The sequence below is a fragment of the Rathayibacter sp. AY1F6 genome, from assembly GCF_002932035.1.
Classification (GTDB): Bacteria; Actinomycetota; Actinomycetes; order Actinomycetales; family Microbacteriaceae; genus Rathayibacter.
Genome location: NZ_PSVD01000006.1, coordinates 21849 through 46683, shown reverse-complemented (window position 1 = coordinate 46683; position 24835 = coordinate 21849). Strand labels below are relative to the sequence as shown.

The window sequence follows — 24835 nt, the reverse complement described above, 5'->3', positions numbered from 1 at the left end:
CACCCCAGCTTAGACGCCCCGGGAGGCGCACGGCAATCTCGCCGCGCCCGTCCAGGCGCGGGTTCCGGAGTCAGCCGGCGAGGGAGGAGCGGAGGGTGTCGAGACCGACGCCGCCGAGGTCGAGCGCCCTCCGGTGGAAGGCCGCGAGCGAGAACGCGGCGCCCTCGCGCGCCTCCGCCTCGTCGCGCAGCTGCTCCCAGATCCGCTGCCCGATCTTGTAGGACGGAGCCTGCCCCGGCCAGCCGAGGTACCGGTTCACCTCGAAGCGCACGAACGCGTCGTCCATGTTCACGTTGGCCCGCATGAAGTCGAGGGCCGAGTCGGCGGTCCAGACGGTGCCGGAGCCCGGCATCGGCTTCTGGAGGTGCACGCCGATGTCCAGCACGACGCGCGCCGCGCGCATCCGCTGGCCGTCGAGCATGCCCAGGCGGTCGGCCGGGTCGTCGAGGTAGCCGAAGCGCTCCATCAGCCGCTCCGCGTAGAGCGCCCAGCCCTCGGCGTGGCCGGAGGTCCCGGCGAGCTGACGGCGCCAGGTGTTGAGGCGGGCGCGGTTGTGGACGGCCTGGCCGATCTGCAGGTGGTGGCCCGGGACGCCCTCGTGGTAGACCGTGGTCAGCTCCCGCCAGGTGGCGAACTCGGTGACTCCGGCCGGGACCGACCACCACATCCGCCCCGGGCGCGAGAAGTCGTCGCTCGGACCGGTGTAGTAGATGCCGCCCTCCTGGGTCGGCGCGATCCTGCACTCGAGGCGGCGCACCTCCTCCGGGATGTCGAAGGCGGTGCCGGCGAGCTCGCGGACGGAGCGGTCGCTCGTCTCCTGCATCCAGGCCTGCAGAGCGTCGACGCCGTGCAGAGTGCGGGCCGGGTCCGCCTCGAGGTGGGCGATCGCCTCGGCGACGGAGGCGCCGGGCAGGATCTCGCGCGCGATCGCCTCCTGCTCGGACGTCATGCGGGCCAGCTCCTCGATCCCCCACTCGTAGGTCTCGTCGAGGTCGACGACAGCGCCGAGGAAGCGGCGGGAGTGCAGCGCGTACAGCTCCCGGCCGACGGCGTCCTGCTCGGTCGCGGCGGGGGCGAGCTCGCCCCGGAGGAACTGCGCGAGCGACCCGTAGGCGGCCGAGGCACGGCGGGCGCCGTCCTCCAGCCGCTGAGCGAGCGACGCGGGCAGGGATCCGGCGGCGGGAGCGGCCTCCGCGGCCAGCTCGGCGAAGAACCCGCGGGGAGCGGCGATCTTCCGCGCCTGCTCGGCGACGAGCTCGACCTGGCGGCGGGCGGGGACCACGCGTGTGCGGATCCCCTCGCGCAGGGTCTCCGCGTAGCCCTCGAGGGCGGCCGGCACGGCCAGCAGCCGCTCGGCGACCGCCTCCCAGTCGGCGACCTCGTCCGTCGGCATCAGGTCGAAGACGTCGCGCAGCTCCTGCGCCGGGGACGCGATCACGTTGAGGTCCCGCAGCGGCAGACCGGCGTCGTGCCCCTCCAGGGAGAGCCGGAGCTCGGCGCCGAGGTCGGCGGCCGTGACGCGGTCGACGTCGTCCACGGGGTCGGCGGCCTCGAGCTCGGCGAGGGCCGAGGCGGTCGCCGCCCGGGCCTGCTCGAGACCGGCCGGCGAGTAGTCGCCCAGACGGCCGTTCGCGCCGCTGCGTCCGATCGCGGTGCCGAGGGTGGGGTCGAGGTCGACGAGCGTGTCGACCCAGCGCTCGGCGACGGCGTCGACGGCGGTGGGCTCGCGGGGGGTGTCGGTGCTCATACCTCCGAGCCTAGCCAGGCCCTGCGGCCGGCTCAGTGCGCGGCGACGTCCCAGTCGGACCCGTGGCCCACCTGCACCTCGAGCGGGACGCTCAGGTCGGCGGCACCCGCCATCCGGCCGCGGACGACCGCCTCGAGCGACTCCTCCTCGCCGGGGGCGACGTCGAAGATCAGCTCGTCGTGCACCTGGAGGAGCATCCGCGAGCCGAGCCCCTGCTCGTCGAGGTCGGCCTGCACGCCGATCATCGCGCGCTTCATGATGTCGGCGGCCGAGCCCTGGATCGGCGAGTTGAGCGCCGCCCGCTCGGCGTTGTCGCGGAGGACGCGGTTCGCGCTCTGCAGGTCGGGGAAGGGACGCCGGCGACCGAAGATCGTCTCGGTGTAGCCGGTCTCGCGGGCCTGCTCGACGACGCTGCGGAGGTAGTCGCGCACCGCGCCGAAGCGGACGAAGTAGTCGGTCATCAGCTGCTTCGCCTCGGCGCTCGAGATGCGCAGCTGCTTCGACAGGCCGAAGGCGCTCAGGCCGTAGGCGAGGCCGTACGACATCGCCTTGACCTTGTTGCGCATGGCCGAGGTGACGTCGCCCGGATCGACGCCGAAGATCCGCGATCCGACGAAGCGGTGCAGGTCCTCGCCGGAGTGGAAGGCCTCGATCAGCCCGGCGTCGCCGGAGAGGTGCGCCATGATCCGCATCTCGATCTGCGAGTAGTCGGCGGTGAGGAGGGTGCTCGCCTCCGCTCCGTGGACGAAGGCGGTGCGGATGCGGCGGCCCACCTCGCTGCGGACGGGGATGTTCTGCAGGTTCGGGTCGTTGGAGGAGATCCGGCCGGTGGCCGTGCCGGTCTGGTCGTAGCTGGTGTGGATCCGGCCGTCGGCGGTGACCGACTTCTCGAGCGTCTCGATGATCTGCTTGAGCTTGGTCGCGTCGCGGTGCTCGAGGAGCAGCCCGAGGAACGGGTGCGGGTGCGACTCCTGCAGGTCGGCGAGGGCGGAGGCGTCGGTGGTGTAGCCCGTCTTCGTGGCCCGGGTGCGCGGCATGTCGAGCTCCTCGAAGAGGACCTGCTGCAGCTGCTTGGGCGAGCCGAGGTTCATCTCGTGGCCGATCTCGGCGAACGCGCGGCTCGCGAGGTCGGCGGCCGAGACGGTCAGCTCGGCGCGGAGGCGCGCCAGCACGTCGGCGTCGATCGCGACGCCGGTGAGCTCCATCGTCGCGAGGACCTGGACGATCGGCAGCTCGATGTCGACGAGCACCGAGAGCATCCCCTCGCCCAGCCGCTCGCGCAGCGGAGCGACGAGCCGGTACGCGTACCAGGCCTCGGTGGCGGGCCCCATCAGCTCGACGGTGGGGACCAGCTGGTTCGGGTCGCCCTGCGCCAGGGTCTCGTCGAGGTGCTGCGCGACCTGCGCCGCGAGCGTGGCCGGGTGCCCGGTGGGCTGCACCAGCCAGGAGGCGACGCGGGTGTCGAACGCGAGCCCCGCGACGGGGAGTCCGGCCCTCCGCAGCGCCTTGATCTGGGGCTTCGCGTCGGCGAAGTACTTGGGGGCGGGCCCGGCCAGCCACTGCTCGAGCGCGGTGTAGTCGGGCCGCTCGGCGGCCCACGGGACGAACGCCGTCTCCTTCTCGACCGCGAGACCCACACCCTCGAGCCCGCCGGCTCCGAGCAGGACCTGCACGGCGACGGGCGCGGTGCCCTTCGCCGACACGCGGTCGAGCCAGTGCGCGAGCTCCTCGTCGACCAGGGTGCGGACGGCGGGTGCGGAGGTCGTGACCACGTCGCCCGCCAGGGCCGCGGCAGCGCCGTCGACGCCCTCCTCCGCGGCGATCGTGAGGACCCGCTCCTGCAGGGTCTTGAACTCGAGGCGGCTGAAGATCTCGCGGACCGCGTCGGGATCGATCGGACGGCGCGTCAGATCGTGCGGCCCGAGGGGGAGCTCGACGTCCGTCACCAGCCGGTTGAGGCGGCGGTTGCGGAGCGCGTTCTCCTTCTGCTCGCGCAGCTTCTCGCCGACCACGCCCTTGATCTCGTCGGCGTGGGCGATGATGTCGGCGACCGTGCCGTACTGGTTGACCCACTTCGCGGCCGTCTTGGGGCCGACCTTGTCGACGCCGGGCAGGTTGTCGCTGGTCTCGCCGACGAGCGCGGCGATCTCGGGGTACTGGTGCGGCTCGACGCCGTACTTCTCGAAGACCTTGTCGCGGTCGTAGCGGGTGAGCTGCGAGACGCCTTGGGTGGAGGGGTAGAGCAGGGTGACGTCCGGGGTCACCAGCTGGATGGTGTCGCGATCGCCCGAGACGACCAGCACGCGGAAGCCGGCCTCGGCCCCCTGGCGCGCGAGCGTCGCGAGGATGTCGTCGGCCTCGAAGTCCTCCTTCGAGACGGTCCGGATGTTCATGGCGTGCAGCGCCTCCTCGAGGAGGGGGACCTGGCCCTTGAACTCGGGCGGCGTCTCGCCGCGGGTGCCCTTGTACTCCGGGTACTCGCGCGTGCGGAACGAGTAGCGGGAGATGTCGAACGCGACGCCGAGGTGGGTCGGCTTCTCGTTCTTCAGCAGCAGGATCAGCATCGAGAGGAAGCCGTGGATGGCGTTCGTGTGCTGGCCCTCGCGGGTCTGGAAGCTGTCGACCGGGAGCGCGTAGAACGCCCGGAACGCCAGGGAATGGCCGTCGACGAGCAGGAGGGTAGGCTGTTCCGGATCTGACACAGGGCCAGACTACACAGCGCCTCCGACACCGGATCGGCCCGCTCGCGCCCGCCGGTCAGGGCCGCTCCGAGGCTCCAGCGCGAGGAGCGACGTGACCGAGCCGACCCCCACCACGACCGCCTGGATCCGCCCGCCCGCGCTCGACCTGGTCGCCGGGATCGGCCGCGGCATGGGCGAGCTCGCCGAGCGGATGGGGATCCTCTGGCACGAGCTCACCCCGCAGCACTCGGTGGCCTCGATGCCCGTCGAGGGCAACCGGCAGCCGGTCGGCATCCTGCACGGCGGCGCGCACGTCGTGCTCGCCGAGTCGATGGGCTCGATCGCGGCGAACGTGCACGCCGGCGCGGGCCGCCTGGCGATGGGCATCGAGCTGAACGCGAGCCACAGCCGCTCGGTCCACTCGGGCTTCGTGATCGCCACCTGCGACGCGATCCACCTGGGGTCCACCCTCACCACCCACGAGATCGTCGTGCGCGACCAGGAGGGGCGCCGCCTCTCCACCGTGCGGATCACCAACATCATCCGCGACGCCCGCTGACGGGAGCGGACGGGTCCCCCTCGCGGGAGCGGAGGGCGAGGACCGCGATCGCCGTCGGGACCGCCCGCGCCTGCGCGCGACCGGGGATCGACCGGTCGGCCGCGCCGCTCGGAGGCCCGGCACCGCGGCGAGCGGCACTGTCAAGCGACGGCGCGCGACTGTGCCCGGTGGTGCCCGAAGGGCGACACTGAGCGGATGAGCCTTCGCCATCTCCTCAAGAGCCTCCCGTCCATGCCCTCCGACCTGCCCTCGTTCGATGCGGAGGCGGCTCCGGCCGATCCTCTCGAGCTGTTCGCGCAGTGGCTCGAGGAGGCGAAGGACGCGGGCCAGCTCCTCCCCCACGGCGCCACGCTCTCCACCGCCTCCGACGACGGCACCGTCTCGGCGCGCGTGCTCGTGCTGCGCGAGATCGACGAGGCGGGCTGGGCGTTCTCCACCCATGCCACCAGCCCCAAGGGACGCGCCATGGAGGAGAACCCGCACGCCGCGCTGACCTTCTTCTGGCCGGTCCAGGGCCGTCAGGTCCGGGTCGAGGGCCGGGTCGAGCGCGCCTCCGCGCAGGAGTCGGCCGACGACTTCCGCCGCCGCTCCGAGGCCGCTCGCACCGCCCTGCTCGTCGGACGCCAGAGCGAGCCGATGCGCAGCGCGCAGGACTTCGGCCTCGTCACGCTCCAGACCAGCGTCGCCGTGGGCTGCTCGCCCGCGACGCTCGACCGGGAGTGGGCCGTCTACCGCGTCGTGCCCGAGCGCATCGAGTTCTGGCAGGGCTCGACCGCGCCGGAGCAGGATCACACCCGTCTCGAGTACCGCCCGGGAACGACGGAGGCGGGCGGCTCCCCGTGGGAGCGCACCCGCCTCTGGCCCTGAGGACTTGGGCCCTCGGGCCCGGCCTCGCGCTAGGCCTTCTTCGTGCTCAGCTGCTCGATGATCGCCTGCGCGACGTCGTGCATGGTGAGCCGGCGGTCCATGGAGGCCTTCTGGATCCAGCGGAACGCCTCGGGCTCGGTGAGCCCCATCTTCTCGTTGAGCAGGCCCTTGGCGCGGTCGACGAGCTTGCGGGTCTCGAAGCGCTCGACCATGTCGGCGACCTCGGCCTCGAGGGTGAGGATCTGGGCGTACCGCGAGAGGGCGATCTCGATCGCGGGCAGCAGGTCGTTGGGCGTGAAGGGCTTCACGACGTAGGCGAGCGCTCCGGCCTCGCTGGCGCGCTCGACGAGCTCCTTCTGGCTGAAGGCGGTGAGCAGGACGACGGGCGCGATGTGCGCCTTCGAGAGGCGCTCGGCCGCCGAGATGCCGTCGAGCTGGGGCATCTTGACGTCCATGATGACGAGATCGGGGCGCAGCTCGGTGGCGAGGGCCACAGCGGTCTCGCCGTCGCCGGCCTCGCCGACGACCTCGAAGCCGTTGTCGCGGAGGATCTCCACGATGTCGAGGCGGATGAGGGATTCGTCTTCGGCGACGACGACCCGACGGGGTGCGGTCGACGAGGGTTCCTGGTCAGTCACGCCGATGAGCCTACGGTATTCTCGACGGGCTGGTGATGAGCCGGTGTGGCGGAATGGCAGACGCGGGGCACTCAAAATGCTCTGTCCGAGAGGGCTTGTGGGTTCGAGTCCCACCACCGGTACCCGCCTGGTCGCGCGGTGCGCGCCGCGCTCGCTAGCGTCGTCGGATGAGCACCGACCCCTGGCCCCTGTTCTCGCTGGAGATGCGCACGCCGCGGCTCGAGCTGCATCCGGTCCGCGACGCCGACCTCGGCCCTCTCGCCGAGGCAGCCCTCGCGGGCGTGCACGAGAGCGGCCGCTCGCCGTTCCCCTCCCCCTGGGCCGAGGCGCCGGCGGAGCGCCTGCCCGGCGAGCTCGCCCGCTTCCACTGGTCGCAGCGCGCGCAGACGACGCGGGAGTCCTGGCGCGTCGCGTTCGCCGTGATCGAGGACGGCCGGGTCGTCGGCTGCCAGGACGTGGTCGCCGAGTCCTTCGCCGCCACCCGCACCCTGACCTCGGGCTCGTGGCTCACCCGCTCGGCGCAGGGCCGCGGCCTCGGGCAGGAGATGCGCGCCGCCGTCCTCCTCCTCGCCTTCGACCACCTCGGAGCCGAGGTCGCCGAGAGCGCCGCTCTCGCCTGGAACACCCGCTCGATCCGGGTCTCGGAGGCCCTCGGCTACCGGCCGAACGGGACGCACCGGATCGTCGGTCCGGACGGTATGTCGGTCGAGGAGCTGCGGTTCCGCGTCACACCGGAGACCCTGGTGCGGCCGGAATGGACGCTGGAGGCCTCAGGGATCGACGCCGCACGAGCGGTCCTCGTCCAGGACCCGCTCGGTCCGCCCTCCCCCGTCTGATTCACCAGAACATCGTGCCCGGCGAGCCCTTGAACGGACCGACCACGCGCGAGGTGATCCAGCCACCGTAGAAGTCGCCCGGCTGCGGCTGGACCGCCTCGCCGTCGACCGTGCAGGAGTCCATCCGGCCGGGGTAGAGGGCGACGGTGTCGACGAGGGCCTCGAAGCCGGCCATCGGCTCGGGGTACGTCCAGCCCGCCGCCTCCGCGACCGCTCCTCCTCCCCCGCGCACGGTCAGGTAGGAGGCCGCGCCCTTGAACTCGCAGATGCTGCGGCCGGGCGCGGGCTCGAGCGCCCCGGGCGCGAACGAGGACACGGGGAGGTAGTAGACGGGAGGGTGGCTCGTCTCGAGGACGCGGAGAGCGTCGCGGGACTCGGCGACGACGACGCCGCCCAGCCTCACGACCACGTGCTCGGTGGTGGTCTCGACCCTCGGGGGTCGCGGGTAGTCCCAGACGGATTCCTGGCCCTCGGCGGGCGGCACGCGCTTCATCCCGCTCACGCTACGCGGCGGGGAGCGGTGCTCCGGCGCCTCCCAGAGGATGCCCGGGCGGACGCCGCGGCTCCGCAGATCCCCGCCGCCGGGACGCGCGGGGGCCCCGGTCGCGTAACGTCGTCCCTGCGGCGGAACCCCGAGCCCGCGCGCAGAAGGAATCCAGAGTGCCCACCGAATGCATCCACGGCCTCGACATCGCGCTCTGCGACGTCTGCACCCCGAAGAAGCTCCCCGAGCAGGTCGGCCGTGCCACCCGCGCCCCCGCGCGCGTGCCCGGGACCTCCCGTGCGGCCACCGCCCGCGCCGCCGCCCGCGGCACGGCGCGCGAGAAGCCCCTGCCGAAGGTCGACATCGCCGCGCAGCGGATCTACCACGTCACCCACCTCGACAACCTCGAGGCGATCGTCGCCGCCGGCGCGATCCTGGCGGACCAGCAGCTCCAGGAGCGCCCCGCGATCGACGTCAGCGCCGAGACCACCCGCGAGCACCGCCGTGCCGTGCAGGTGAAGGACGGCGTCAGCGTCGCCGGCTTCGTGCCCTTCTTCCTCTCCCCCGACGCCGCCCTCTGGGCCGACCTGCGCGGCGAGCAGGTCGCTCCGCACTGGTCGCCGAGCGCCCACGAGACCACCGCTTCGCAGTACGTCGTCCTGGTGGGCTCGCTCGCCTCCGCCCCGGTGCTGAGCGACGGCGACGCCTCCCACGTCCTCACGCGCTTCACCGAGGGCGACGCGCTCGTGCGCACCTTCGCGCGCCTCCTGGTCGACGAGCCGGCCCTGCGCAGCGCGGAGGCGCTCGTGCCCGAGCGCTTCCCGCTCGAGGGCGTCGCGACGGTCGGCGTGGCGTCGGTCGCCGCCCGCAACCGCGTCAAGGCTCTCTTCGAGGGCATCGACGCCTCTCCCCGCGTCGCCGTCTATCCGCCGTGGTTCCACCCGGTGGCCGAGGAGGAGTGACCCGGCGCTAGTCGGCCTCGAGGAGGTCGAGGCGGTCGGCCAGGTACCGGCGCAGCGGCATCAGTCCCTGCTCGCCCAGACCGGGCGCCCAGCGCACGAGCACCTCGGAGCCGCGCAGGGCCAGCGGCTCCTGGCCCGACTCGAGCGCTGCGGCGTCCAGTGCGAGGCGCCGCCAGCCGTAGTTGACGATCTCGCCCTCCTGGAACGGACCGTCGAAGGCGGCGCGCCGGATCTCGCGGCGCGCCTCCTGCGACTCGGACTGGTTGTTGGCGTGCAGCGGAGCGACGGCACGAGTGACCGATCCCGTCGCGAGGAGCTCGCCCTCGCGTCCGAGGAGCACCACGCCGAGGCGCCACGCGCGGGTCACCGGCGCCATCACCGGCTTGCGGCGGAAGCCGAGGATCGCGCGCGGCGTCCGCAGCTCGGCGACGGCCTGGTCGGCGATGCCGCGGGCGTCGAGCTCGGCGGAGACCTCGCGCAGGAGCGCGGCCAGATCGGCGGCGGCGTGCTCGGCCCCGGGTGCTGCAGGCATCGCTCCTCCTCGGCTCGTCCCGCCAGCCTACGGGCGCGGTGTGCACCGGCCACCCCGCTCCGCACCGCTAGCATCGCCTGACGACACCGAGGAGGACGAGCGATGCGCGTCATCATGATGGGCCCGCCCGGCGTGGGCAAGGGCACCCAGGCGGCCGTGCTGTCGCGCGAGCTGGGGGTGCCGGCGATCTCCACCGGCGATCTGTTCCGCGCGCACGTCGCCGACGGCACCGACCTCGGACGGCGTCTGCGGGCGCTCGTGGAGGCCGGCGAGTACGTGCCGGACGAGCTGACGAACGCCCTGGTCGCCGAGCGCATCACCGAGGAGGACGCCCGGGACGGGTTCATCCTCGACGGCTACCCGCGCACGCTCGCCCAGGTGGACGCGCTGGCGGAGCTCCTCGAGGAGCGGGGCACGCCGCTCTCGTGCGTCGTGCTGCTGACGGCCGACGCGGACGTGGTCCTCGAACGGCTGCACGTGCGGGCGCAGGAGCAGGACCGCGCCGACGACGACCCCGAGGTGGTGCGGAACCGGATCGAGGTCTACGAGCGCGAGACGGCTCCTCTGGCGGAGGTCTACGACGAGCGCGAGCTCCTGGTGCGGATCGACGGCTCCGCCTCGCAGGACGAGGTCGCCGCGAGGATCATCGCGGCGTGCCGGCCCGAGTGAGCCGACCCGCCGCGACGCGGGGTCAGATCGCCGAGGCGAGGACCTCGTCGAGCTTGGCCGAGGCCTCCTCGTCGGTGCCCTTCAGGGCGAGCGAGAGCTCCGACACGAGGATCTGACGCGCCTTGAGGAGCATCCGCTTCTCGCCGGCCGAGACGCCGCCCGCCTGCTCGCGGCGCCACAGGTCGCGGACGACCTCGCTGACGCGGTACACGCTGCCGCTGGCCATCTTCTCCTGGTTGGCCTTGAAGCGGCGGGACCAGTTGCTGGCCTCCTCCGCGACGTCGCTGCGCAGGACGTCGTAGACCGCCTGGACTCCGGCGTCGTCGATGATCTCGCGGACGCCGACGAGCTCGGCGTTCTCGACGGGGAGGGTGATGGTGAGCTCGCTGGTGTGCACGTTCATCGTCATGAACGTCTTCTCGACGCCCTTGACCGAGCGCTTCTCGAGCCCGGTGATCGTCACCGCTCCGTGGTGCGGGTAGACCAGGGTCTCGCCGACCTCGAATGTCATCATGTCGTGCCTTTCGTCGTGGGGCGTGGTGGGAGTGAGGAGTCCAGGGGGCGCAGCGGCGCCGCGGCGAGCCAGGCCGGGAGCAGCGCGACGAGGTGCTCGACCAGCTCCTCGTCGGTGCCGTCGAGGGAGCCGGCGAGCCAGGCGCCGACCACGGAGAGGACGCCGCCGGCCGCGAAGACCGCGGTGAGCTCGGGGTCGACCGCTGCGGGGACGTCGACCCGGGCGAGCACCTCGCGGTGCAGGGCGAGCGCCGTGTCGAGCACGGCGTCGTCCGAGGCGACCCGGGCGGAGGCCCGCGCGCGGAGCCGGGCATGGAAGGCGTGGCGGTCGACCAGCCGCTCGACGAGCCGCGAGTAGCCGCGCTGCAGGGCGTCGGCTCCGGAGCGGTCGGCGGGGTCGCCCTCGGCGACGTCGGCGACCACGAGGTCCTGGCGGAGCAGCGCGGCGGCGACTCCCGCCGCGTCGTCGAAGTGGGCGTAGAACGAGCTGCGGCTGATCCCGGCCTCGCGCACGATGTCGCTCACCGCGATGCCCTCGGCCCTCTCGCCGTCGCTCTGCATGACGAGCCGCTCGACCGCGTCGAACACGCGGCGGCGGGTGCGCCGGGCTCGCGGATCGGCGGAGCCGAGCGCCGAGGGGGACTCCGCCGCGGGCACGGAGGCGAGGCGGGCGGGAGTCATCGACGTCAGTCTACCACTTCTCGGACAGGTGTACGGGAAGAGCGTCAGGCGCCCGTGCGAACCTGGTCGAGGCCGGCGATGCGGTCGATCGCGGCCTGCTCGCTCGGCGAGACCCGGCCGAGATACCGGCCCAGGAACACGAACAGCAGGCGGTTCGCCGTGATCGCGGGCCACCACGGGCGCCGGAGGCCCAGGAGCCTCCGCACCTCGGGGCTGAGTGAGGCGACCGCGCCGGCGAACAGCAGCGGGTAGACCACGCCCGCCTCGCCCGGCAGCCGGATGTCGCGGAGGAAGCCGACCGCCTCGTGCACGCGTGCGTCGGGCTTGAGCTCGCCCGCGAATCCGGCGAGCTGCGCGCGGAGCTCCGCGACGCTCTCGGGCGGATCCTGCACTCCGAGCAGCCGGCCGGAGGCGGCCCACTCGCGCACGTAGGCGTCGGGGCCGCCGGGGATCCGTCCGCCCCAGATCTCGTGGGCGCCGAGGAACGCGTCGGTGAAGGCGTCGTGCACCCAGAGCAGCAGGCGGGGGTCCTGCGCCGAGTAGGAGCGCTCGCGCCCGCCGGCGTCCTCGTAGGAGCCGACGATCCGCTCGTGCACGCCGGTCACCCAGCGCGCCGCTCCGCTCGCCGCGGCGGTGTCGCCGAAGCTGGTGGTCAGGACCCAGCGGACCGTGTTGTCGAGCCGGCCCATCGGGTCCTCGCGGTAGCGGGAGTGGTCGTGCACACCGGCCATCGCTCCGGCGTGGAGGGTCTGCATGAGCAGAGCCCGCACTCCGGCGATCATCGTGGGCAGGCCGCCGTTGACCGCCCAGACCGCGCTGCCCGGTCCGAAGAGCCCGGCGTCGTCGCCCTTCTCGAGGGCCACGATCCAGTCGGCGCGGGGGCGGGGGCGGCGGCGTCTCATCCGCTCAGTGTGCGCTCGGATCCTGGGCCGCGGCTGGCCGTTCTGTCACCCTTCGTGGGGCCGTGGTCACTCGGCCAGCAGTTCGCGGACGTCGTCGGCCGACAGCGCCCGGGCGAAGAGCTCGCCCTCGTCGAGCACCGCCGTGCTGAGGCGGCCCTTGCGCTCCTGGAGGCGCACGATCTTCTCCTCGATCGTGTCCGTCGCCACCAGCCGGTACACGTTCACCCGCCGCTCCTGGCCGATGCGGTGCGCGCGGTCGACGGCCTGCGCCTCGGCCGCCGGGTTCCACCACGGGTCGAGGATGAAGACGTGGTCGGCCTCGGTGAGGGTGAGCCCGGTGCCGCCCGCCTTCAGGCTGATCAGGAAGACGGGCGCGGCTCCGGAGCGGAACTCCTCGATCACTCCCGCGCGGTCCCGCGTGGAGCCGTCGAGCTGCACGAACGGGATGCCGCGCCGACGCAGCCGCTCCCCCGCCCGCTCCAGGTACGAGGTGAAGGTGCTGAAGACGAGGGCCCGACGGCCCTCCGCGATCACGTCGTCGAGCTGCTCGACGAGCACGTCGAGCTTCGCGGACGGGACGTGCCGGTAGGCCGGGTCGACCAGGGACGCGTCGAGCGCGAGCAGGCGCAGGAGGGTGAGCGATCGGAACACCGTGAAGCGCTGCCGGTCGAGGTCGTCGACCAGGCCCAGGAGCTTCCGCCGCTCGCGCTGGAGGTAGCCGTCGTAGAGCACCCTGTGGGCGGGCGTCAGCGCGACCTCGATCGTCTGCTCCTGCTTCTCGGGGAGCTCTGGCGCCACCGCCTCTTTGGTGCGGCGGAGCAGGAACGGACGCAGTCGTCGGCGCAGTCTCTCGAGGCGGTGGCGCGCGCCCTCGGTGTGGCTGACGGTCCGTCCCTCGGACAGATCGGGCGAGGCGATGCCGACGGGCGCCTCCGCGTGCAGGATCGGCCGGGTGTACTCCTCGCGGAAGCGGCGCAGCGGCGGCAGGAGCCCGGGCGCCACCAGGGCGAGGACCGCCCAGAGCTCGTCGAGCGAGTTCTCCAGCGGTGTGCCGGTGAGCGCGAGCGTGACGGGCGCGCCGACCCCGCGGGCGGCCCGGTGCGTCTGCGAGGCGGGGTTCTTGACGAACTGGGCCTCGTCGAGGATCAGCGCCGACCACGTCCTCGACGCCCAGCGCTCGCCGCCGAGGCGCAGGACCGCGTAGCTGGTGAGGACCACGTCCGCGTCGGCCGGGATCGCGTCGAGCGCGCCCTCCCGCGAGCTCGCGACGACGTGGACGCGCAGGGCGGGCGCGAAGCGCTCGGCCTCCGAGCGCCAGCCCGGCACGACCGAGGTGGGGGCGACCAGGAGGAACGGCGCGCGGCGGATCCCGGCGCGGCCCGCCTCCTCGACCGCGTCGAGCATCATGGCCAGCGCCTGCAGGGTCTTGCCGAGGCCCATGTCGTCGGCCAGGATCCCGCCGAGCCCGTGACGGAGGCGGTGCACGAGCCAGGCGTAGCCCGCCCGCTGGTACGGACGCAGCCGGGCGGTCAGGCCCTCCGGCGGCTCCACGTCCTCCGGCGACCCGGCGGCCAGCGCGGAGTCGAGCACGGCGCGCCACGCGTCGGAGGGGACGCTCTCGTCGGCGAGCTCCTCCAGCTCGTTCCACAGCCCGGCCTGGTGCCGGCCGAGCCGCGGTCCCGTCTCCCACTCCTCGAGCTCGTCCGCCCGGGTCAGCAGCTCCCGGAGCCGGTCGAGGCCGGGGTGCGCGAGCGAGAGGTAGGAGTGGTCGACCAGGCGGATGCGGTCGCCGCCCGCGGCCAGAGCGCGGAAGAGGGGCAGGAACGGCACGGTCGCGTCGCCGATGCTCACGACGACGCCGAGGTCGAACCAGTCGGCGCTCTCGGTGTCGACCGCGGTGATGGTGAGCGTGAGCGGTCCGGTCAGCAGGCGGTAGTCCGGGGCCGCGCCCTCGCGCTCGATCCGGACCCCGCCGATCCCCTCCAGCTGCGGGAGCTGCTCCACCACGAACACCGCCGCCTCGGCTCCGCGCAGGACCGCGCTCGTCCCCGGCTCCGGCACGAGAGCGGACCCGGCCTCGCCGAGCACCGAGCGCACCCGGCGGAGCACCGCGCGCTCGAGAGCCGCGTCGGCCGTGCCGTCGAGCTCGCCCGCGCGATCGGGCGCGCGGCGCCAGTGCCAGCCCACTCTGACGGCTCGCCGCGGCTCGAACGAGACCGTGCAGACCAGGCGCGGGGGCTCCGGATCGTCCAGGACGAGGTCGACGCCCTCCTCGCGGACCGCGACGCGGCCGCGGAGGGCGGGGAGGTGCTCGCCGACGAACTCGAGCACGTCCTCCGCCGGGACCTCCGTCTCCCCGGGGTGGTCGAGGAGCCGCAGCTCCTCGTCGTCGAAGGGCAGGGACGCGGGCGCGAGCAGGAGCGAGGACGGATCGCCGCCCTCGACCGCGTAGACGCCGTGCCGGGCGACCGGACGCGCGGACTCCGGTAAGTGCTCCGCGCCGTCGATCCGCAGGACGGGCCGCAGCCGCAGGCCTCCCGCCTCCGCCGAGACCGTCACCGCCACATGGGCGGGACCGGCGAGGCGGACCGCGCCCTTCTCCGGGGCGAGCAGCGGGATCCCGACGGCCTGCGCCTGCTCGAGCAGCCGCCAGAGCAGCGGGCTCTCGTAGTCGTCGAGGTGGATCCAGTCGGGGTCCTGCCCCAGGTGGACGGTGCGCGTGGCGCGGTGCAGAGCCGCGAACTCGGCGAACCAGCGCTGGTGAGCGGGGTCGAGCGAGAGCCGGTGGGTCTGGAAGTTCAGCGACTTCCAGGTCAGGGTGGTGCGGTTCCAGGCGCCCCCGCGCCCACGGACGGCGGGGCGGGTGGCCAGACGGTGGTCGCGGCGCTCGTCGGGGTCGTAGGTCTTCGCCGTGACGCGCTCGCTCGCCGGCGCCCGCCACGGATCGTCGGCCCGGCGCACCAGCCGGCGCAGCTCGAACTGCAGCCCGATCGGAGTGAGGACGGTCGGCGACTCGGCCTCGGCGGATCCGCTGAGCTCGCCGACGCGGGCGCGCCAGGAGGAGGGGGTCGACTCGGGAGGCACCGCCCCATGCTGCCACGCGCCGCCGACACCCCCGCCCGCACCGCGTGACGGGCAGAATCGGAGGATGACCAGCAGCGACTCCCCCGCGCCCACCGTCCTCACCCTCGGCAGCGAGAGCCTGCGCCTCGCCCTGACGACCGCCGGGGCCGAGATGACGTCCCTCCGCGACGACGAGGGCCGCGAGTACCTGTGGCAGGCCGGCCCGGAGTGGCGCCGGCACGCTCCCGTCCTGTTCCCGATCATCGGGCGCCTCCCCGGCGACACGCTGCACCACGACGGCGCGGACCACCGGATGGGGCAGCACGGCTTCGCGCGGGACCGGGTCTTCGAGCTCGCGGGCGTCTCGGCGGACGAGGCGGTGTTCCGGCTCCGGAGCGACGACGCCACGCGCGCGGTGTTCCCCTTCGACTGGACGCTCCTCATCGCCTACGCCGTGACCGGCGCCTCGCTCCGGATCACCCAGACCGTCGAGAACAGGGGTCCCTCTCCGCTGGGCTTCTCGCTCGGGAACCACCCGGCCTTCGCGCTGCCGCTGCCCGAGGGCCGCGGCGAGCACCGCATCCGCTTCGCGCAGCCCGAGCCGGAAGGGTACCGCCGCGCTCCGGAGAACCTGCTGCTCGAGGCGCGCCACCCGGCGCCGCTCGAGGACGGGGTCCTGACAGTGGACGACGCGCACTTCGAGGAGGGCGTGATGATCTTCGACGAGCCGCGCCGGCGGACCCTCCGGCTCGAGGCCGACGGCGCCGCCCGCGCGATCGTCGTCGACACCGGGGACTTCGACGTGGTCGGCGTGTGGAAGCCCGTCGGGGCCCCGTTCGTCTGCCTCGAGCCGTGGCGGAGCGTCCCGACCCCCGAGGGCTGGGACGGCGACATCGTCGACAAGCCGCGCCAGATCGTCCTCGAGCCGGGCGGCCGGCGGTCGCTGTCCTACAGCATCGCGCTGAGCTGAACGTCCTCGCGCTGGATCTGCGCGTCGAGCAGCTCGAAGCGGCGGATGATCAGCCCCTCGCGGGTGGCCCAGGGGCAGATCACCAGGGTCTCGATGCCGAGGGCGTCCATGGCCGCCTCCGCGACGAGAGCGCCCGCGAGCAGCTGCGGAGCCCGCAGAGCGGAGACGCCGGGCAGCGCTGAGCGGTCGGCCGCGCTGATCGCGGCGAGGCGGGCGGACCACAGCCGGAGATCGACCAGGTGCAGCTCGCGGCGCACCAGCGGACCGGCGGCGCTCGGAGCGGCGCCGGTGATCCGCGCCAGCGAGCGGAAGGTCTTCGACGTGCCTGCGACCAGGTCGGGGCGCGCCAGGGCGAGGAAGCCGCGGACGGGCTCCGCGAGCACCTCGCGGGCGTGACGCCGGGCGGCCTTCACGCTCGTGGCCGAGGCGGGATCGCCGACCAGCAGGTCCCGCGTCACCCGCCCCGCTCCGAGCGGGACCGACACGGCGAGCTCGGGCACCTCGTCCACGCCCATCGAGAGCTCGAACGAGCCGCCGCCGATGTCGAGGTCCAGGATCGAGCCCGCGCCCCAGCCGAACCAGCGGCGCACGGCGAGGAAGGTGGCCGACGCCTCCGCCTCGCCGCCGAGCTCCTGGAGGTGCACTCCCGTCTCGGCGCGGACCCGGTCGAGGACCGCCGCGCCGTTGCCGGCCTCGCGGATCGCCGAGGTCGCGAACGCCAGCAGGTCCTCCGCGCGGTGCTCGCGGGCGACCTCGGCGGCCTCGGTCACGAACGCGATCAGCTCGCGCTGGCCCCGCTCGGTGATCTCCCCCGCCTCGTCGAGGTGCGCCACGAGAGCGAGGCTCCGCTTGTGCGAGCGGTAGGGCACCGGGCGGGCGCCGGGGTGCGCGTCGACGAGGAGCAGGTGGACCGTGTTGGAGCCGATGTCGAGCACGCCGAGTCGCATGGGTCCACGGTATCCGCCCGCGGAGGCGCGTCCCGCCACGCGGACCGCCGGGGAACGCCGGAGGGCCCGGCCGCTCTCGCGACCGGGCCCTCCGGGGGTGCTGGACTCAGTGGTCCCAGTTCTCGGCCCTGTCGGCCGAGCTGGACGAGCCGACGATGTGCACCCGCATGTCGTTCGTCGTGCCGGCGCGCCCGGGGGGCGATCCGGAGACGACGACCACGGTCTCGCCCGCCTGGGCGAGGCCCTCGCGGAGCAGCACCGCGTCCACCTGCGCGAACATCGCGTCGGTGTGGTTGACGCGCGGCGTGACGAAGGACTGGACGCCCCAGTTCAGCGCCATGCGGCGGCGGACGGCCGGCTCGGGGGTGAAGCCGATGATCGGGATGCCGTGGCGCAGGCGCGTCATGCGGCGGACCGAGTCGCCCGACTCCGTGAACACGCAGAGGAACTTCGCCTCGACGAACTCCGCGACCTCGGCGGCGGCCAGCGTGACCGATCCGCCCTGGGTGCGGGGCTTGCTGCCCAGCGGGGGGATGCGCTCCAGGCCGTGCTCCTCGGTGGACTCGACGATGCGGGCCATGGTCTGCACGGTGACGACGGGCCAGGCTCCGACGCTGGTCTCGCCCGAGAGCATGACCGCGTCCGCGCCGTCGAGGATGGCGTTCGCGACGTCCGAGGCCTCGGCCCGCGTGGGGCGGGGGCTCTCGATCATCGACTCGAGCATCTGGGTCGCGACGATGACCGGCTTCGCCCAGCGGCGGGCGAGCTCGACGGCGTGCTTCTGCACGATCGGCACCGCCTCGAGGGGCAGCTCGACGCCGAGGTCGCCGCGGGCGACCATGATGCCGTCGAAGACGTCGATGATCTCCTGCAGGTTGTCGACCGCCTGCGGCTTCTCGATCTTGGCGATGACGGGAGCCTTGCGGCCCTCCTCCGCCATGATCTCGTGCACGCGCTCGATGTCGCTGGCGTTGCGCACGAAGGAGAGGGCGATGATGTCGGCGCCGAGGCGGATCGCCCAGCGGAGGTCGTCCTCGTCCTTCTGGGAGAGGGCGGGGACGTTGACCGCGACACCGGGCAGGTTGATGCCCTTGTTGTTCGAGACGTTGCCGGGGACGACGACCTCGGTGACGACCCGGGGGCCCTCGACGGCGGTGACGCGGACAGCGACCTTGCCGTCGTCGATGAGGAGCATGTCGCCCGGGTTCACGTCGTCCGGGAGGCCCTTGAACGTGGTGCCCGAGAGCTCGCGCGTGCCGAGGACGTCCTCGGTGGTGATGGTGAAGACGTCGCCCTCGGCGAGGGCGTACGGGCCGCCCTCGAACTTGCCGAGGCGGATCTTCGGACCCTGCAGGTCGACGAGGATCGCGACCGCGCGCCCGGCGTCGTCCGCGGCCTTCCGCACGATGCGGTAGATGCCTTCGTGGACGTCGTAGCTTCCGTGACTGAGGTTCATGCGGGCCACGTCCACGCCGGCGTCGATGATCGCACGAATGGTCTCGTACGACGACGTTGCCGGGCCGAGGGTGGCGACGATTTTCGCTCGTCTCATTGAGGGGGTGCTCCGTTGTTCTGCGCCCGGAGGCGCGTCGTTAGCGGGGAGGGTGAGCTGATTGCTGGCGGGCCGAGACTATCGCGTCCCGGGGACTAGAGCGTGAAGCCCCGGTCGTTGGGGCCGACCGGCGCCGGCAGCTGGGTCGTGCCCTCGAGGTAGCGGTCGACCTCGGCCGCGACGGAGCGGCCCTCCGCGATCGCCCAGACGATCAGGGACTGGCCGCGCCCGGCGTCGCCGGCCACGAAGACGCCGGGGACGGAGGTCTCGAAGGCGTCGCCGCGCGCGACGTTGCCGCGCTCGGTGAAGGGGACGTCGAGCTGACGGCCGAGATGGTCCGCCTCCGGGCCGGTGAAGCCGAGGGCGAGCAGGACCAGGTCGGCCGGGATCTCGCGCTCGGTGCCCGCCTTGGGGACGCGGCGCCCGTCGAGGTACTCGGTCTCGGCCACGCGCACCGCGCGGACCTCGCCGCCCTCGTTCGCGAGGAACTCCACGGTCGACGCGAGGAACATCCGCTCCCCGCCCTCCTCGTGGGCGCTCGAGACCTCGAACACGGTCGGGTCCATCGGCCAGGGCTGGCTGTCCGGGCGCTGCGACGGCGGCTGCTGCCCGATCGCCAGGTTCGTGACCGACGCGGCCTTCTGGCGGTGGGCGGTGCCGATGCAGTCCGCTCCGGTGTCGCCTCCGCCCAGGACGACGACGTGCTTGCCCTCGGCCGAGATCTGCTCGAAGACGCGGTCGCCCGCGATCGCGCGGTTCGACTGCACGAGGTACTCCATGGCGAAGTGCACGCCGTCGAGGTCGCGCCCCGGGATCGGCAGGTCGCGCGGCACGAGAGCGCCGGTGGCGACCACGACCGCGTCGTAGCGCGCCCGCAGGTCGTCCCAGGTGATGTCGGAGCCGATGTCGACGCCCGCGCGGAACCGGGTGCCCTCGGCCTTCATCTGGTTCAGGCGGAGCTCGAGGTGCTTCTTCTCCATCTTGAAGTCCGGGATCCCGTAGCGCAGGAGGCCGCCGATGCGGTCGTCGCGCTCGTAGACCGCGACGGTGTGTCCGGCGCGGGTGAGCTGCTGAGCTGCGGCGAGCCCCGCCGGGCCGGAGCCGACGACCGCGACGGTCTTGCCGGTCAGGCGCTCCGGCGGGTGCGGCTGCACCCAGTCGTTGCCGAAGGCCTGATCGATGATCGAGACCTCGATCTGCTTGATCGTGACGGCGGGCTGATTGATGCCGAGCACGCAGGACGACTCGCACGGCGCCGGGCAGAGCCGTCCCGTGAACTCCGGGAAGTTGTTCGTCGCGTGCAGGCGCTCGATCGCCTGGCGGCCCTCGCCGCGCCACATCAGGTCGTTCCACTCGGGGATCAGGTTCCCCAGCGGGCAGCCCTTGTGGCAGAACGGGATGCCGCAGTCCATGCAGCGGCCCGCCTGCCGGCGCAGCACGGCGGAGTCGCCCTGCTCGTAGACCTCTTTCCAGTCCATCAGGCGGACGGACACGGGACGCCGCTTGGGCAGCTCCCGGTCCTGCACCTTCAGGAACCCCTTGGGATCAGCCACCGGTCACCTCCAGAATCCGTCCCCAGACGACGTCGCCGTCGGGGTCGAGCCCCTCCTCCACAGCGGATGCGCGCGTCGCGAGCACCGCGGCGAAGTCGCGGGGCAGTACCTTGACGAAACGCGAGACCGTTCCGTCGAAATCGTCGAGCATCCCCTGGGCCAGGGTCGACTCGGTCTCCGCGACGTGCCGCTCGAGCAGGTCGCGAAGGATCTCCACGTCGGCGCTGCCGAGCTCGGAGAGGGTCAGCTCGCCGGAGGCGATCGCGTCGCGGTTCACGAGCTCGCGGCGCAGGCCGTGGATGTAGGCCGTGCCGCCCGACATGCCGGCGCCGAGGTTCCGCCCGGTCTCGCCGAGGATCACCGCCAGGCCGCCGGTCATGTACTCGAGCGCGTGGTCGCCCACTCCCTCGACCACCGCGGTGGCGCCGGAGTTGCGGACCAGGAAGCGCTCGCCGACCATCCCGCGGATGAACATCGTGCCCTGGGTCGCCCCGTAGCCGATCACATTGCCCGCGATCACGTTCGTCGAGGCGTCGAAGGTGCTGCGGCGGTCCGGCCGCACCACGATCTGGCCACCCGAGAGGCCCTTGCCGACGTAGTCGTTGGAGTCGCCCTCGAGCCGCAGCGTGATGCCGGCGGGGAGGAACGCTCCGAGCGACTGCCCGGCCGAGCCGCGGAGCGATACGACGATGGAGTCGGCCGGCAGGCCGTTCTCGCCGAAGCGGACGGTGACCTCGTGGCCGAGCATGGTGCCGACGGCGCGCTCGGTGTTCTTGATCTCGCGCTCGATCCGCACGGTGCCGCGGTGGTCGAGCACGTTCGCCGCGAGGCGGATCAGCTCGTTGTCGAAGTGGTGCTCGAGCTCGTGCTCCTGCGCGCGGCCGTGGCGGCGCGGCTCCTCCGCCGTGAAGACCGGTCCGACGAGGATCGGCGTCAGGTCGAGCCCGCTCGCCTTCCAGTGCTCGATCGCCTGGTCGACGTCGAGCAGCTCGCGGTGTCCGACGATCTCGTCGACGCTCCGGAAGCCGAGCTGCGCGAGGTACTCGCGCACCTCCTGGGCGATGAACTCGAAGAAGTTGACGACGAACTCCGGCTTTCCGGAGAACCGCTGGCGCAGCTCCGGGTTCTGCGTCGCGACGCCCACCGGGCAGGTGTCGAGGTGGCAGACGCGCATCATGATGCAGCCCTCGACGATCAGCGGGGCCGTCGCGAAGCCGAACTCCTCGGCCCCGAGCAGCGCGCCGATGACGACGTCGCGACCGGTCTTCATCTGGCCGTCGACCTGCACGACCACGCGATCGCGCATGCCGTTGAGCATCAGCGTCTGCTGGGTCTCGGCCAGGCCGAGCTCCCAGGGCGTGCCCGCGTGCTTGAGCGAGTTCACCGGGCTCGCGCCGGTGCCGCCGTCGTGACCCGAGACGAGGATCACGTCGGCGAGGGCCTTCGCGGTGCCGGCGGCGACCGCTCCGATGCCCGACTGGCTGACCAGCTTCGCGTGGATGCGCGCCGACGGGTTCGCCCGCTTGAGGTCGAAGATCAGCTGCTTGAGGTCCTCGATCGAGTAGATGTCGTGGTGCGGCGGCGGCGAGATCAGGCCGACGCCGGCGGTCGCGTGCCGGGTGCGCGCGATCCACGGGTACACCTTCGTCGGCGGCAGCTGACCGCCCTCGCCGGGCTTGGCGCCCTGGGCGAGCTTGATCTGGATGTCGTCGGCGTGGGTGAGGTACATGCTCGTGACGCCGAAGCGGCCCGAGGCGACCTGCTTGATCGCGGAGCGGCGCTCCGGGTCGAGCAGCCGCTCGGTGTCCTCGCCGCCCTCGCCCGTGTTCGACTTGGCGCCGAGGCGGTTCATCGCGATGGCGAGCGTCTCGTGCGCCTCCGGCGAGATGGAGCCGTAGCTCATCGCGCCCGTCGAGAAGCGCTTGACGATCGCCTCGACCGGCTCGACCTCGTCGATCGGGATCGGCGTGCGCCCCGCGGTGTCGAGCTTGAACATGCCGCGGAGGGTCATCAGCGAGCTCGCCTGGTCGTCGACCATCTTCGTGTACTCGCGGAAGACGTCGTAGCGGCGGTTGCGCGTCGAGTGCTGCAGGCGGAACACCGTGTCCGGGTTGAACAGGTGCGGGGCGCCGTCGCGGCGCCACTGGTACTCGCCGCCGACCGCCAGGCGCTCATGCGCGACGATCGCGCCGTCCTCGGGGTACGCGGCGCGGTGACGCGCGGCGTTCTCCTCGGCGACGACGTCGATGCCGATGCCGCCGAGCTTCGAGACGGTGCCGGTGAAGTACTGGTCGACGAACGCCTGGCTAAGGCCGACGGCCTCGAAGGTCTGCGCCCCGGCGTAGCTCGACACGGTGGAGATGCCCATCTTGGACATGATCTTCAGCACGCCCTTGCCGAGCGCCTTGATCACGTTCTTCACGGCCTTCTCCGGCGAGACGTCCGACAGCATGCCGCTGCGGACGAGGTCCTCGCAGGTCTCCATCGCCAGGTACGGGTTGACCGCGGAGGCGCCGTAGCCGATGAGCGTCGCCACATGGTGCACCTCGCGGACGTCGCCCGCCTCGACCACGAGCCCCACTCGCATCCGGTTCTCGGTGCGGATGAGGTGGTGGTGCACGGCGGCGAGCATCAGCAGCGAGGGGATCGGCGCGAGGTCCTTGGTGGAGTCGCGGTCCGAGAGCACCAGGAACTGCGCTCCCGCGGCGATGGCCTCGTCGGCCTCATCGCACATCTCGTCGATGCGGTCCTGCATCGCGCGGGGTCCCGCGTCGACGCGGTAGAGGCCGCGGATCGTCGTGGTGATGTGGCTCAGCGGGCGCGGCGCGATGTGCTGGATTTTCGCGAGCTCGTCGTTGTCGATGACCGGGAAGTCGAGGACGACCTGGCGCGCGTGCTCGGCACCGGCGGTCAGCAGGTTGCGCTCGGGGCCGAGGCCCAGACGGAGCGAGGTCACGACCTCCTCGCGGATCGAGTCCAGCGGCGGGTTCGTCACCTGCGCGAAGGCCTGCGTGAAGTAGTCGAAGAGCAGGCGGGGGCGCTTGGACAGGACGGCCACGGGGGTGTCCGAGCCCATCGCTCCGAGCGGCTCCGCACCGGCGCGCGCCATCGGCAGCAGGAGGAGGCGGACCTCCTCCTCGGTGTAGCCGAAGGTGCGCTGGCGGCGGTTGACCGAGGCGGGCGTGTGCACGATGTGCTCGCGCTCGGGGAGGTCCTTGAGGTTGATGCGGCCCTTCTCGAGCCACTCCTCGAACGGACCGGAGGCGGCGAGCTGCCCCTTGATCTCCTCGTCCTCGACGATGCGGCCCTGCTCGGTGTCGACCAGGAACATGCGGCCGGGCTGCAGGCGTCCCTTGCGGACCACCTTCGCGGGGTCGATGTCGAGCACGCCGATCTCGCTGGCGAGCACCACGAGCCCGTCGTCGGTGACGACGTAGCGGCCGGGTCGGAGCCCGTTGCGGTCGAGGGTGGCGCCGACGAGCTCGCCGTCGGTGAAGACGATCGCGGCCGGGCCGTCCCACGGCTCCATGAGCATCGAGTGGTACTCGTAGAACGCGCGGCGCTTCGGGTCGAGCGCGCCGTCCTGGTTCTCCCAGGCCTCCGGCACCATCATCATGATCGCGTGCGGGAGCGACCGGCCGGCCAGATTGAGCAGCTCGACGGTCTCGTCGAACGAGGCGGAGTCGCTGCGGCCGGGCGAGACGATCGGGAACAGCGGGGCCAGGTCGCCCAGCTCGCGGCTCTTCAGCTGCGACTGGCGCGCGCGCATCCAGTTGCGGTTGCCCTGCACCGTGTTGATCTCGCCGTTGTGCGCGATCATCCGGAACGGCTGAGCGAGCGGCCACGAGGGGAAGGTGTTGGTGGAGTACCGGGAGTGCACCAGCGCGAGCTTCGACGCGAAGCGCTCGTCGGACAGGTCCGGGTAGAACGGCTCCAGCTGGAGCGTCGTCACCATCCCCTTGTAGACGAGCGTGCGGCTCGAGAGCGACATGAAGTAGACCTCGAGCTCGCGCTCGACGCGCTTGCGCAGGCGGAAGGTCAGGCGGTCGAGGCGCACGGAGGAGAGGGGCGTGCCGCTCTCGTCGGTCAGCTCGCTCCGGATGAACAGCTGCTCGATCGCCGGCATGGCGGCCCGGGCGAGCGTGCCGATCTCGTCGGGCTGCACGGGCACGGAGCGCCAGCCGACCACGGCGAGGTTCTCCTCGCGGGCGATGTCGGCGATCGTCGACTTGACCCGCTCGCGCTCGAACACGTCCACCGGGAGGAAGGCGTTGCCCACCGCGTACTGGCCCAGCGGCGGGAGCTCGAAGGGAGCGACCGCGCGGAGGAACTCGTCCGGGATCTGCGTGATGATCCCCGCGCCGTCGCCCGTTCCCGCGTCGGAGCCGACGGCGCCGCGGTGCTCGAGGTTGCGCAGCGCGTTCAGCGCGGCGTCGATGATGTCGTGGCCGGCGGTGCCGCGCATGGTGGCGACCATCGCGAGACCGCACGCGTCCTTCTCGGCGGCCGGGTCGTACATCCCCTGCGCCGGCGGCATGCCCAGGAAGGGCACGGCGCGGGCCGGGGTCGAGGGCTGGGCGGAGGCCATGGGAACCGTCCTCACGGGGGTGATGGCTGATCGGGACGTCGCTGGCCCGCGGTGGTGGAGGAGGAGCGGCTCCCCGATCGGGAGGGCCGCA

The 24835-nt window shown here is 72.8% G+C and carries 19 protein-coding genes and 1 tRNA gene; 7 read left to right on the top strand and 13 right to left on the bottom strand.

All coding sequences use genetic code 11. The annotated features are described in order from the left end of the window. Nucleotides 1-70 precede the first annotated feature (70 nt). Nucleotides 71-1747, bottom strand: a complete 1677-nt coding sequence (locus C5C44_RS07450; protein ID WP_104335616.1) for a DUF885 domain-containing protein — start codon at nucleotides 1745-1747, stop codon at nucleotides 71-73. Between the two features lie 32 nt (nucleotides 1748-1779). Continuing rightward, on the bottom strand, nucleotides 1780-4449 hold the full coding sequence (gene polA / locus C5C44_RS07445; protein ID WP_104335615.1) for a DNA polymerase I: 2670 nt from the start codon (nucleotides 4447-4449) through the stop codon (nucleotides 1780-1782). Between the two features lie 91 nt (nucleotides 4450-4540). Here polA and C5C44_RS07440 point away from each other — a divergent pair, with 91 nt between their 5' ends. Together C5C44_RS07440 and C5C44_RS07435 are read left to right on the top strand one after the other, a co-directional pair. Continuing rightward, nucleotides 4541-4987, top strand: a complete 447-nt coding sequence (locus C5C44_RS07440; RefSeq protein WP_374953047.1) for a PaaI family thioesterase — start codon at nucleotides 4541-4543, stop codon at nucleotides 4985-4987. Nucleotides 4988-5182: 195 nt separating this feature from the next. Beyond that, complete coding sequence (locus C5C44_RS07435; protein WP_104221891.1) at nucleotides 5183-5854, top strand: pyridoxal 5'-phosphate synthase; 672 nt, start codon at nucleotides 5183-5185, stop codon at nucleotides 5852-5854. 29 nt (nucleotides 5855-5883) lie between these two features. Here C5C44_RS07435 and C5C44_RS07430 read toward each other — a convergent pair whose 3' ends face one another. Then, complete coding sequence (locus C5C44_RS07430) at nucleotides 5884-6492, bottom strand: ANTAR domain-containing response regulator (RefSeq protein WP_104221889.1); 609 nt, start codon at nucleotides 6490-6492, stop codon at nucleotides 5884-5886. Nucleotides 6493-6531: 39 nt separating this feature from the next. Between C5C44_RS07430 and C5C44_RS07425 the strand changes: the two genes are divergently transcribed. After that, nucleotides 6532-6614 (top strand) — tRNA-Leu (locus C5C44_RS07425). 45 nt (nucleotides 6615-6659) lie between these two features. After that, on the top strand, nucleotides 6660-7328 hold the full coding sequence (locus C5C44_RS07420; protein ID WP_104335614.1) for a GNAT family N-acetyltransferase: 669 nt from the start codon (nucleotides 6660-6662) through the stop codon (nucleotides 7326-7328). Between the two features lies 1 nt (nucleotide 7329). Here the strand turns inward: C5C44_RS07420 and C5C44_RS07415 are convergent, their stop codons facing one another. Next, on the bottom strand, nucleotides 7330-7821 hold the full coding sequence (locus C5C44_RS07415; protein WP_104221885.1) for a DUF427 domain-containing protein: 492 nt from the start codon (nucleotides 7819-7821) through the stop codon (nucleotides 7330-7332). 167 nt (nucleotides 7822-7988) lie between these two features. On the opposite strand from C5C44_RS07415, the gene C5C44_RS07410 reads away from it, so the two are divergent. Then, on the top strand, nucleotides 7989-8774 hold the full coding sequence (locus C5C44_RS07410; protein ID WP_104335613.1) for a DarT ssDNA thymidine ADP-ribosyltransferase family protein: 786 nt from the start codon (nucleotides 7989-7991) through the stop codon (nucleotides 8772-8774). Between the two features lie 7 nt (nucleotides 8775-8781). Here C5C44_RS07410 and C5C44_RS07405 read toward each other — a convergent pair whose 3' ends face one another. Beyond that, on the bottom strand, nucleotides 8782-9306 hold the full coding sequence (locus C5C44_RS07405) for a hypothetical protein (protein WP_104335612.1): 525 nt from the start codon (nucleotides 9304-9306) through the stop codon (nucleotides 8782-8784). 102 nt (nucleotides 9307-9408) lie between these two features. On the opposite strand from C5C44_RS07405, the gene C5C44_RS07400 reads away from it, so the two are divergent. Continuing rightward, nucleotides 9409-9975: an adenylate kinase gene (locus C5C44_RS07400; RefSeq protein ID WP_104335611.1), complete on the top strand. Its 567-nt coding sequence runs from the start codon at nucleotides 9409-9411 to the stop codon at nucleotides 9973-9975. 22 nt (nucleotides 9976-9997) lie between these two features. Here the strand turns inward: C5C44_RS07400 and C5C44_RS07395 are convergent, their stop codons facing one another. From C5C44_RS07395 to C5C44_RS07380, 4 genes are all read right to left on the bottom strand, one after another. After that, nucleotides 9998-10486: a CarD family transcriptional regulator gene (locus C5C44_RS07395; protein WP_068257183.1), complete on the bottom strand. Its 489-nt coding sequence runs from the start codon at nucleotides 10484-10486 to the stop codon at nucleotides 9998-10000. Further along, entirely contained in the window at nucleotides 10486-11169 is a 684-nt protein-coding gene (locus C5C44_RS07390) for a TetR/AcrR family transcriptional regulator (RefSeq protein ID WP_104335610.1), read from the bottom strand. Before C5C44_RS07390 ends, C5C44_RS07395 begins: the two co-directional genes overlap by 1 nt. Nucleotides 11170-11213: 44 nt before the next feature. Then, nucleotides 11214-12071, bottom strand: coding sequence for an oxygenase MpaB family protein (locus tag C5C44_RS07385; protein WP_104221875.1), 858 nt, complete (start codon nucleotides 12069-12071; stop codon nucleotides 11214-11216). A gap of 66 nt (nucleotides 12072-12137) precedes the next feature. After that, nucleotides 12138-15155: a DEAD/DEAH box helicase gene (locus C5C44_RS07380; RefSeq protein ID WP_104335652.1), complete on the bottom strand. Its 3018-nt coding sequence runs from the start codon at nucleotides 15153-15155 to the stop codon at nucleotides 12138-12140. Between the two features lie 64 nt (nucleotides 15156-15219). Here C5C44_RS07380 and C5C44_RS07375 point away from each other — a divergent pair, with 64 nt between their 5' ends. After that, nucleotides 15220-16104 (top strand): aldose 1-epimerase family protein, encoded by an 885-nt coding sequence (locus tag C5C44_RS07375; protein ID WP_104221873.1) that lies wholly within the window; start codon nucleotides 15220-15222, stop codon nucleotides 16102-16104. Here C5C44_RS07375 and C5C44_RS07370 read toward each other — a convergent pair. From C5C44_RS07370 to gltB, 4 genes are all read right to left on the bottom strand, one after another. Further along, nucleotides 16083-17051 (bottom strand): exopolyphosphatase, encoded by a 969-nt coding sequence (locus C5C44_RS07370; protein WP_104221871.1) that lies wholly within the window; start codon nucleotides 17049-17051, stop codon nucleotides 16083-16085. The genes C5C44_RS07375 and C5C44_RS07370 overlap by 22 nt on opposite strands. A 106-nt stretch (nucleotides 17052-17157) precedes the next feature. Continuing rightward, nucleotides 17158-18603 (bottom strand): pyruvate kinase, encoded by a 1446-nt coding sequence (gene pyk, locus C5C44_RS07365; protein ID WP_104221869.1) that lies wholly within the window; start codon nucleotides 18601-18603, stop codon nucleotides 17158-17160. Nucleotides 18604-18698: 95 nt separating this feature from the next. After that, entirely contained in the window at nucleotides 18699-20156 is a 1458-nt protein-coding gene (locus tag C5C44_RS07360; RefSeq protein ID WP_104221867.1) for a glutamate synthase subunit beta, read from the bottom strand. After that, on the bottom strand, nucleotides 20149-24744 hold the full coding sequence (gene gltB / locus C5C44_RS07355) for a glutamate synthase large subunit (protein ID WP_104221865.1): 4596 nt from the start codon (nucleotides 24742-24744) through the stop codon (nucleotides 20149-20151). The genes C5C44_RS07360 and gltB overlap by 8 nt, the downstream gene beginning before the upstream one ends. Nucleotides 24745-24835 lie beyond the last annotated feature (91 nt).

Bases quoted from the DNA above. Each gene is read 5' to 3' on its own strand.
- C5C44_RS07450 (WP_104335616.1), bottom strand. From the start codon at position 1,747: ATGAGCACCGACACCCCCCGCGAGCCCACCGCCGTCGACGCCGTCGCC.
- C5C44_RS07435 (WP_104221891.1), top strand. From the start codon at position 5,183: ATGAGCCTTCGCCATCTCCTCAAGAGCCTCCCGTCCATGCCCTCCGAC.
- C5C44_RS07420 (WP_104335614.1), top strand. From the start codon at position 6,660: ATGAGCACCGACCCCTGGCCCCTGTTCTCGCTGGAGATGCGCACGCCG.
- C5C44_RS07415 (WP_104221885.1), bottom strand. From the start codon at position 7,821: ATGAAGCGCGTGCCGCCCGCCGAGGGCCAGGAATCCGTCTGGGACTAC.
- C5C44_RS07405 (WP_104335612.1), bottom strand. From the start codon at position 9,306: ATGCCTGCAGCACCCGGGGCCGAGCACGCCGCCGCCGATCTGGCCGCG.
- C5C44_RS07400 (WP_104335611.1), top strand. From the start codon at position 9,409: ATGCGCGTCATCATGATGGGCCCGCCCGGCGTGGGCAAGGGCACCCAG.
- C5C44_RS07395 (WP_068257183.1), bottom strand. From the start codon at position 10,486: ATGACATTCGAGGTCGGCGAGACCCTGGTCTACCCGCACCACGGAGCG.
- C5C44_RS07390 (WP_104335610.1), bottom strand. From the start codon at position 11,169: ATGACTCCCGCCCGCCTCGCCTCCGTGCCCGCGGCGGAGTCCCCCTCG.
- C5C44_RS07385 (WP_104221875.1), bottom strand. From the start codon at position 12,071: ATGAGACGCCGCCGCCCCCGCCCCCGCGCCGACTGGATCGTGGCCCTC.
- C5C44_RS07375 (WP_104221873.1), top strand. From the start codon at position 15,220: ATGACCAGCAGCGACTCCCCCGCGCCCACCGTCCTCACCCTCGGCAGC.
- C5C44_RS07370 (WP_104221871.1), bottom strand. From the start codon at position 17,051: ATGCGACTCGGCGTGCTCGACATCGGCTCCAACACGGTCCACCTGCTC.
- pyk (WP_104221869.1), bottom strand. From the start codon at position 18,603: ATGAGACGAGCGAAAATCGTCGCCACCCTCGGCCCGGCAACGTCGTCG.
- gltB (WP_104221865.1), bottom strand. From the start codon at position 24,744: ATGGCCTCCGCCCAGCCCTCGACCCCGGCCCGCGCCGTGCCCTTCCTG.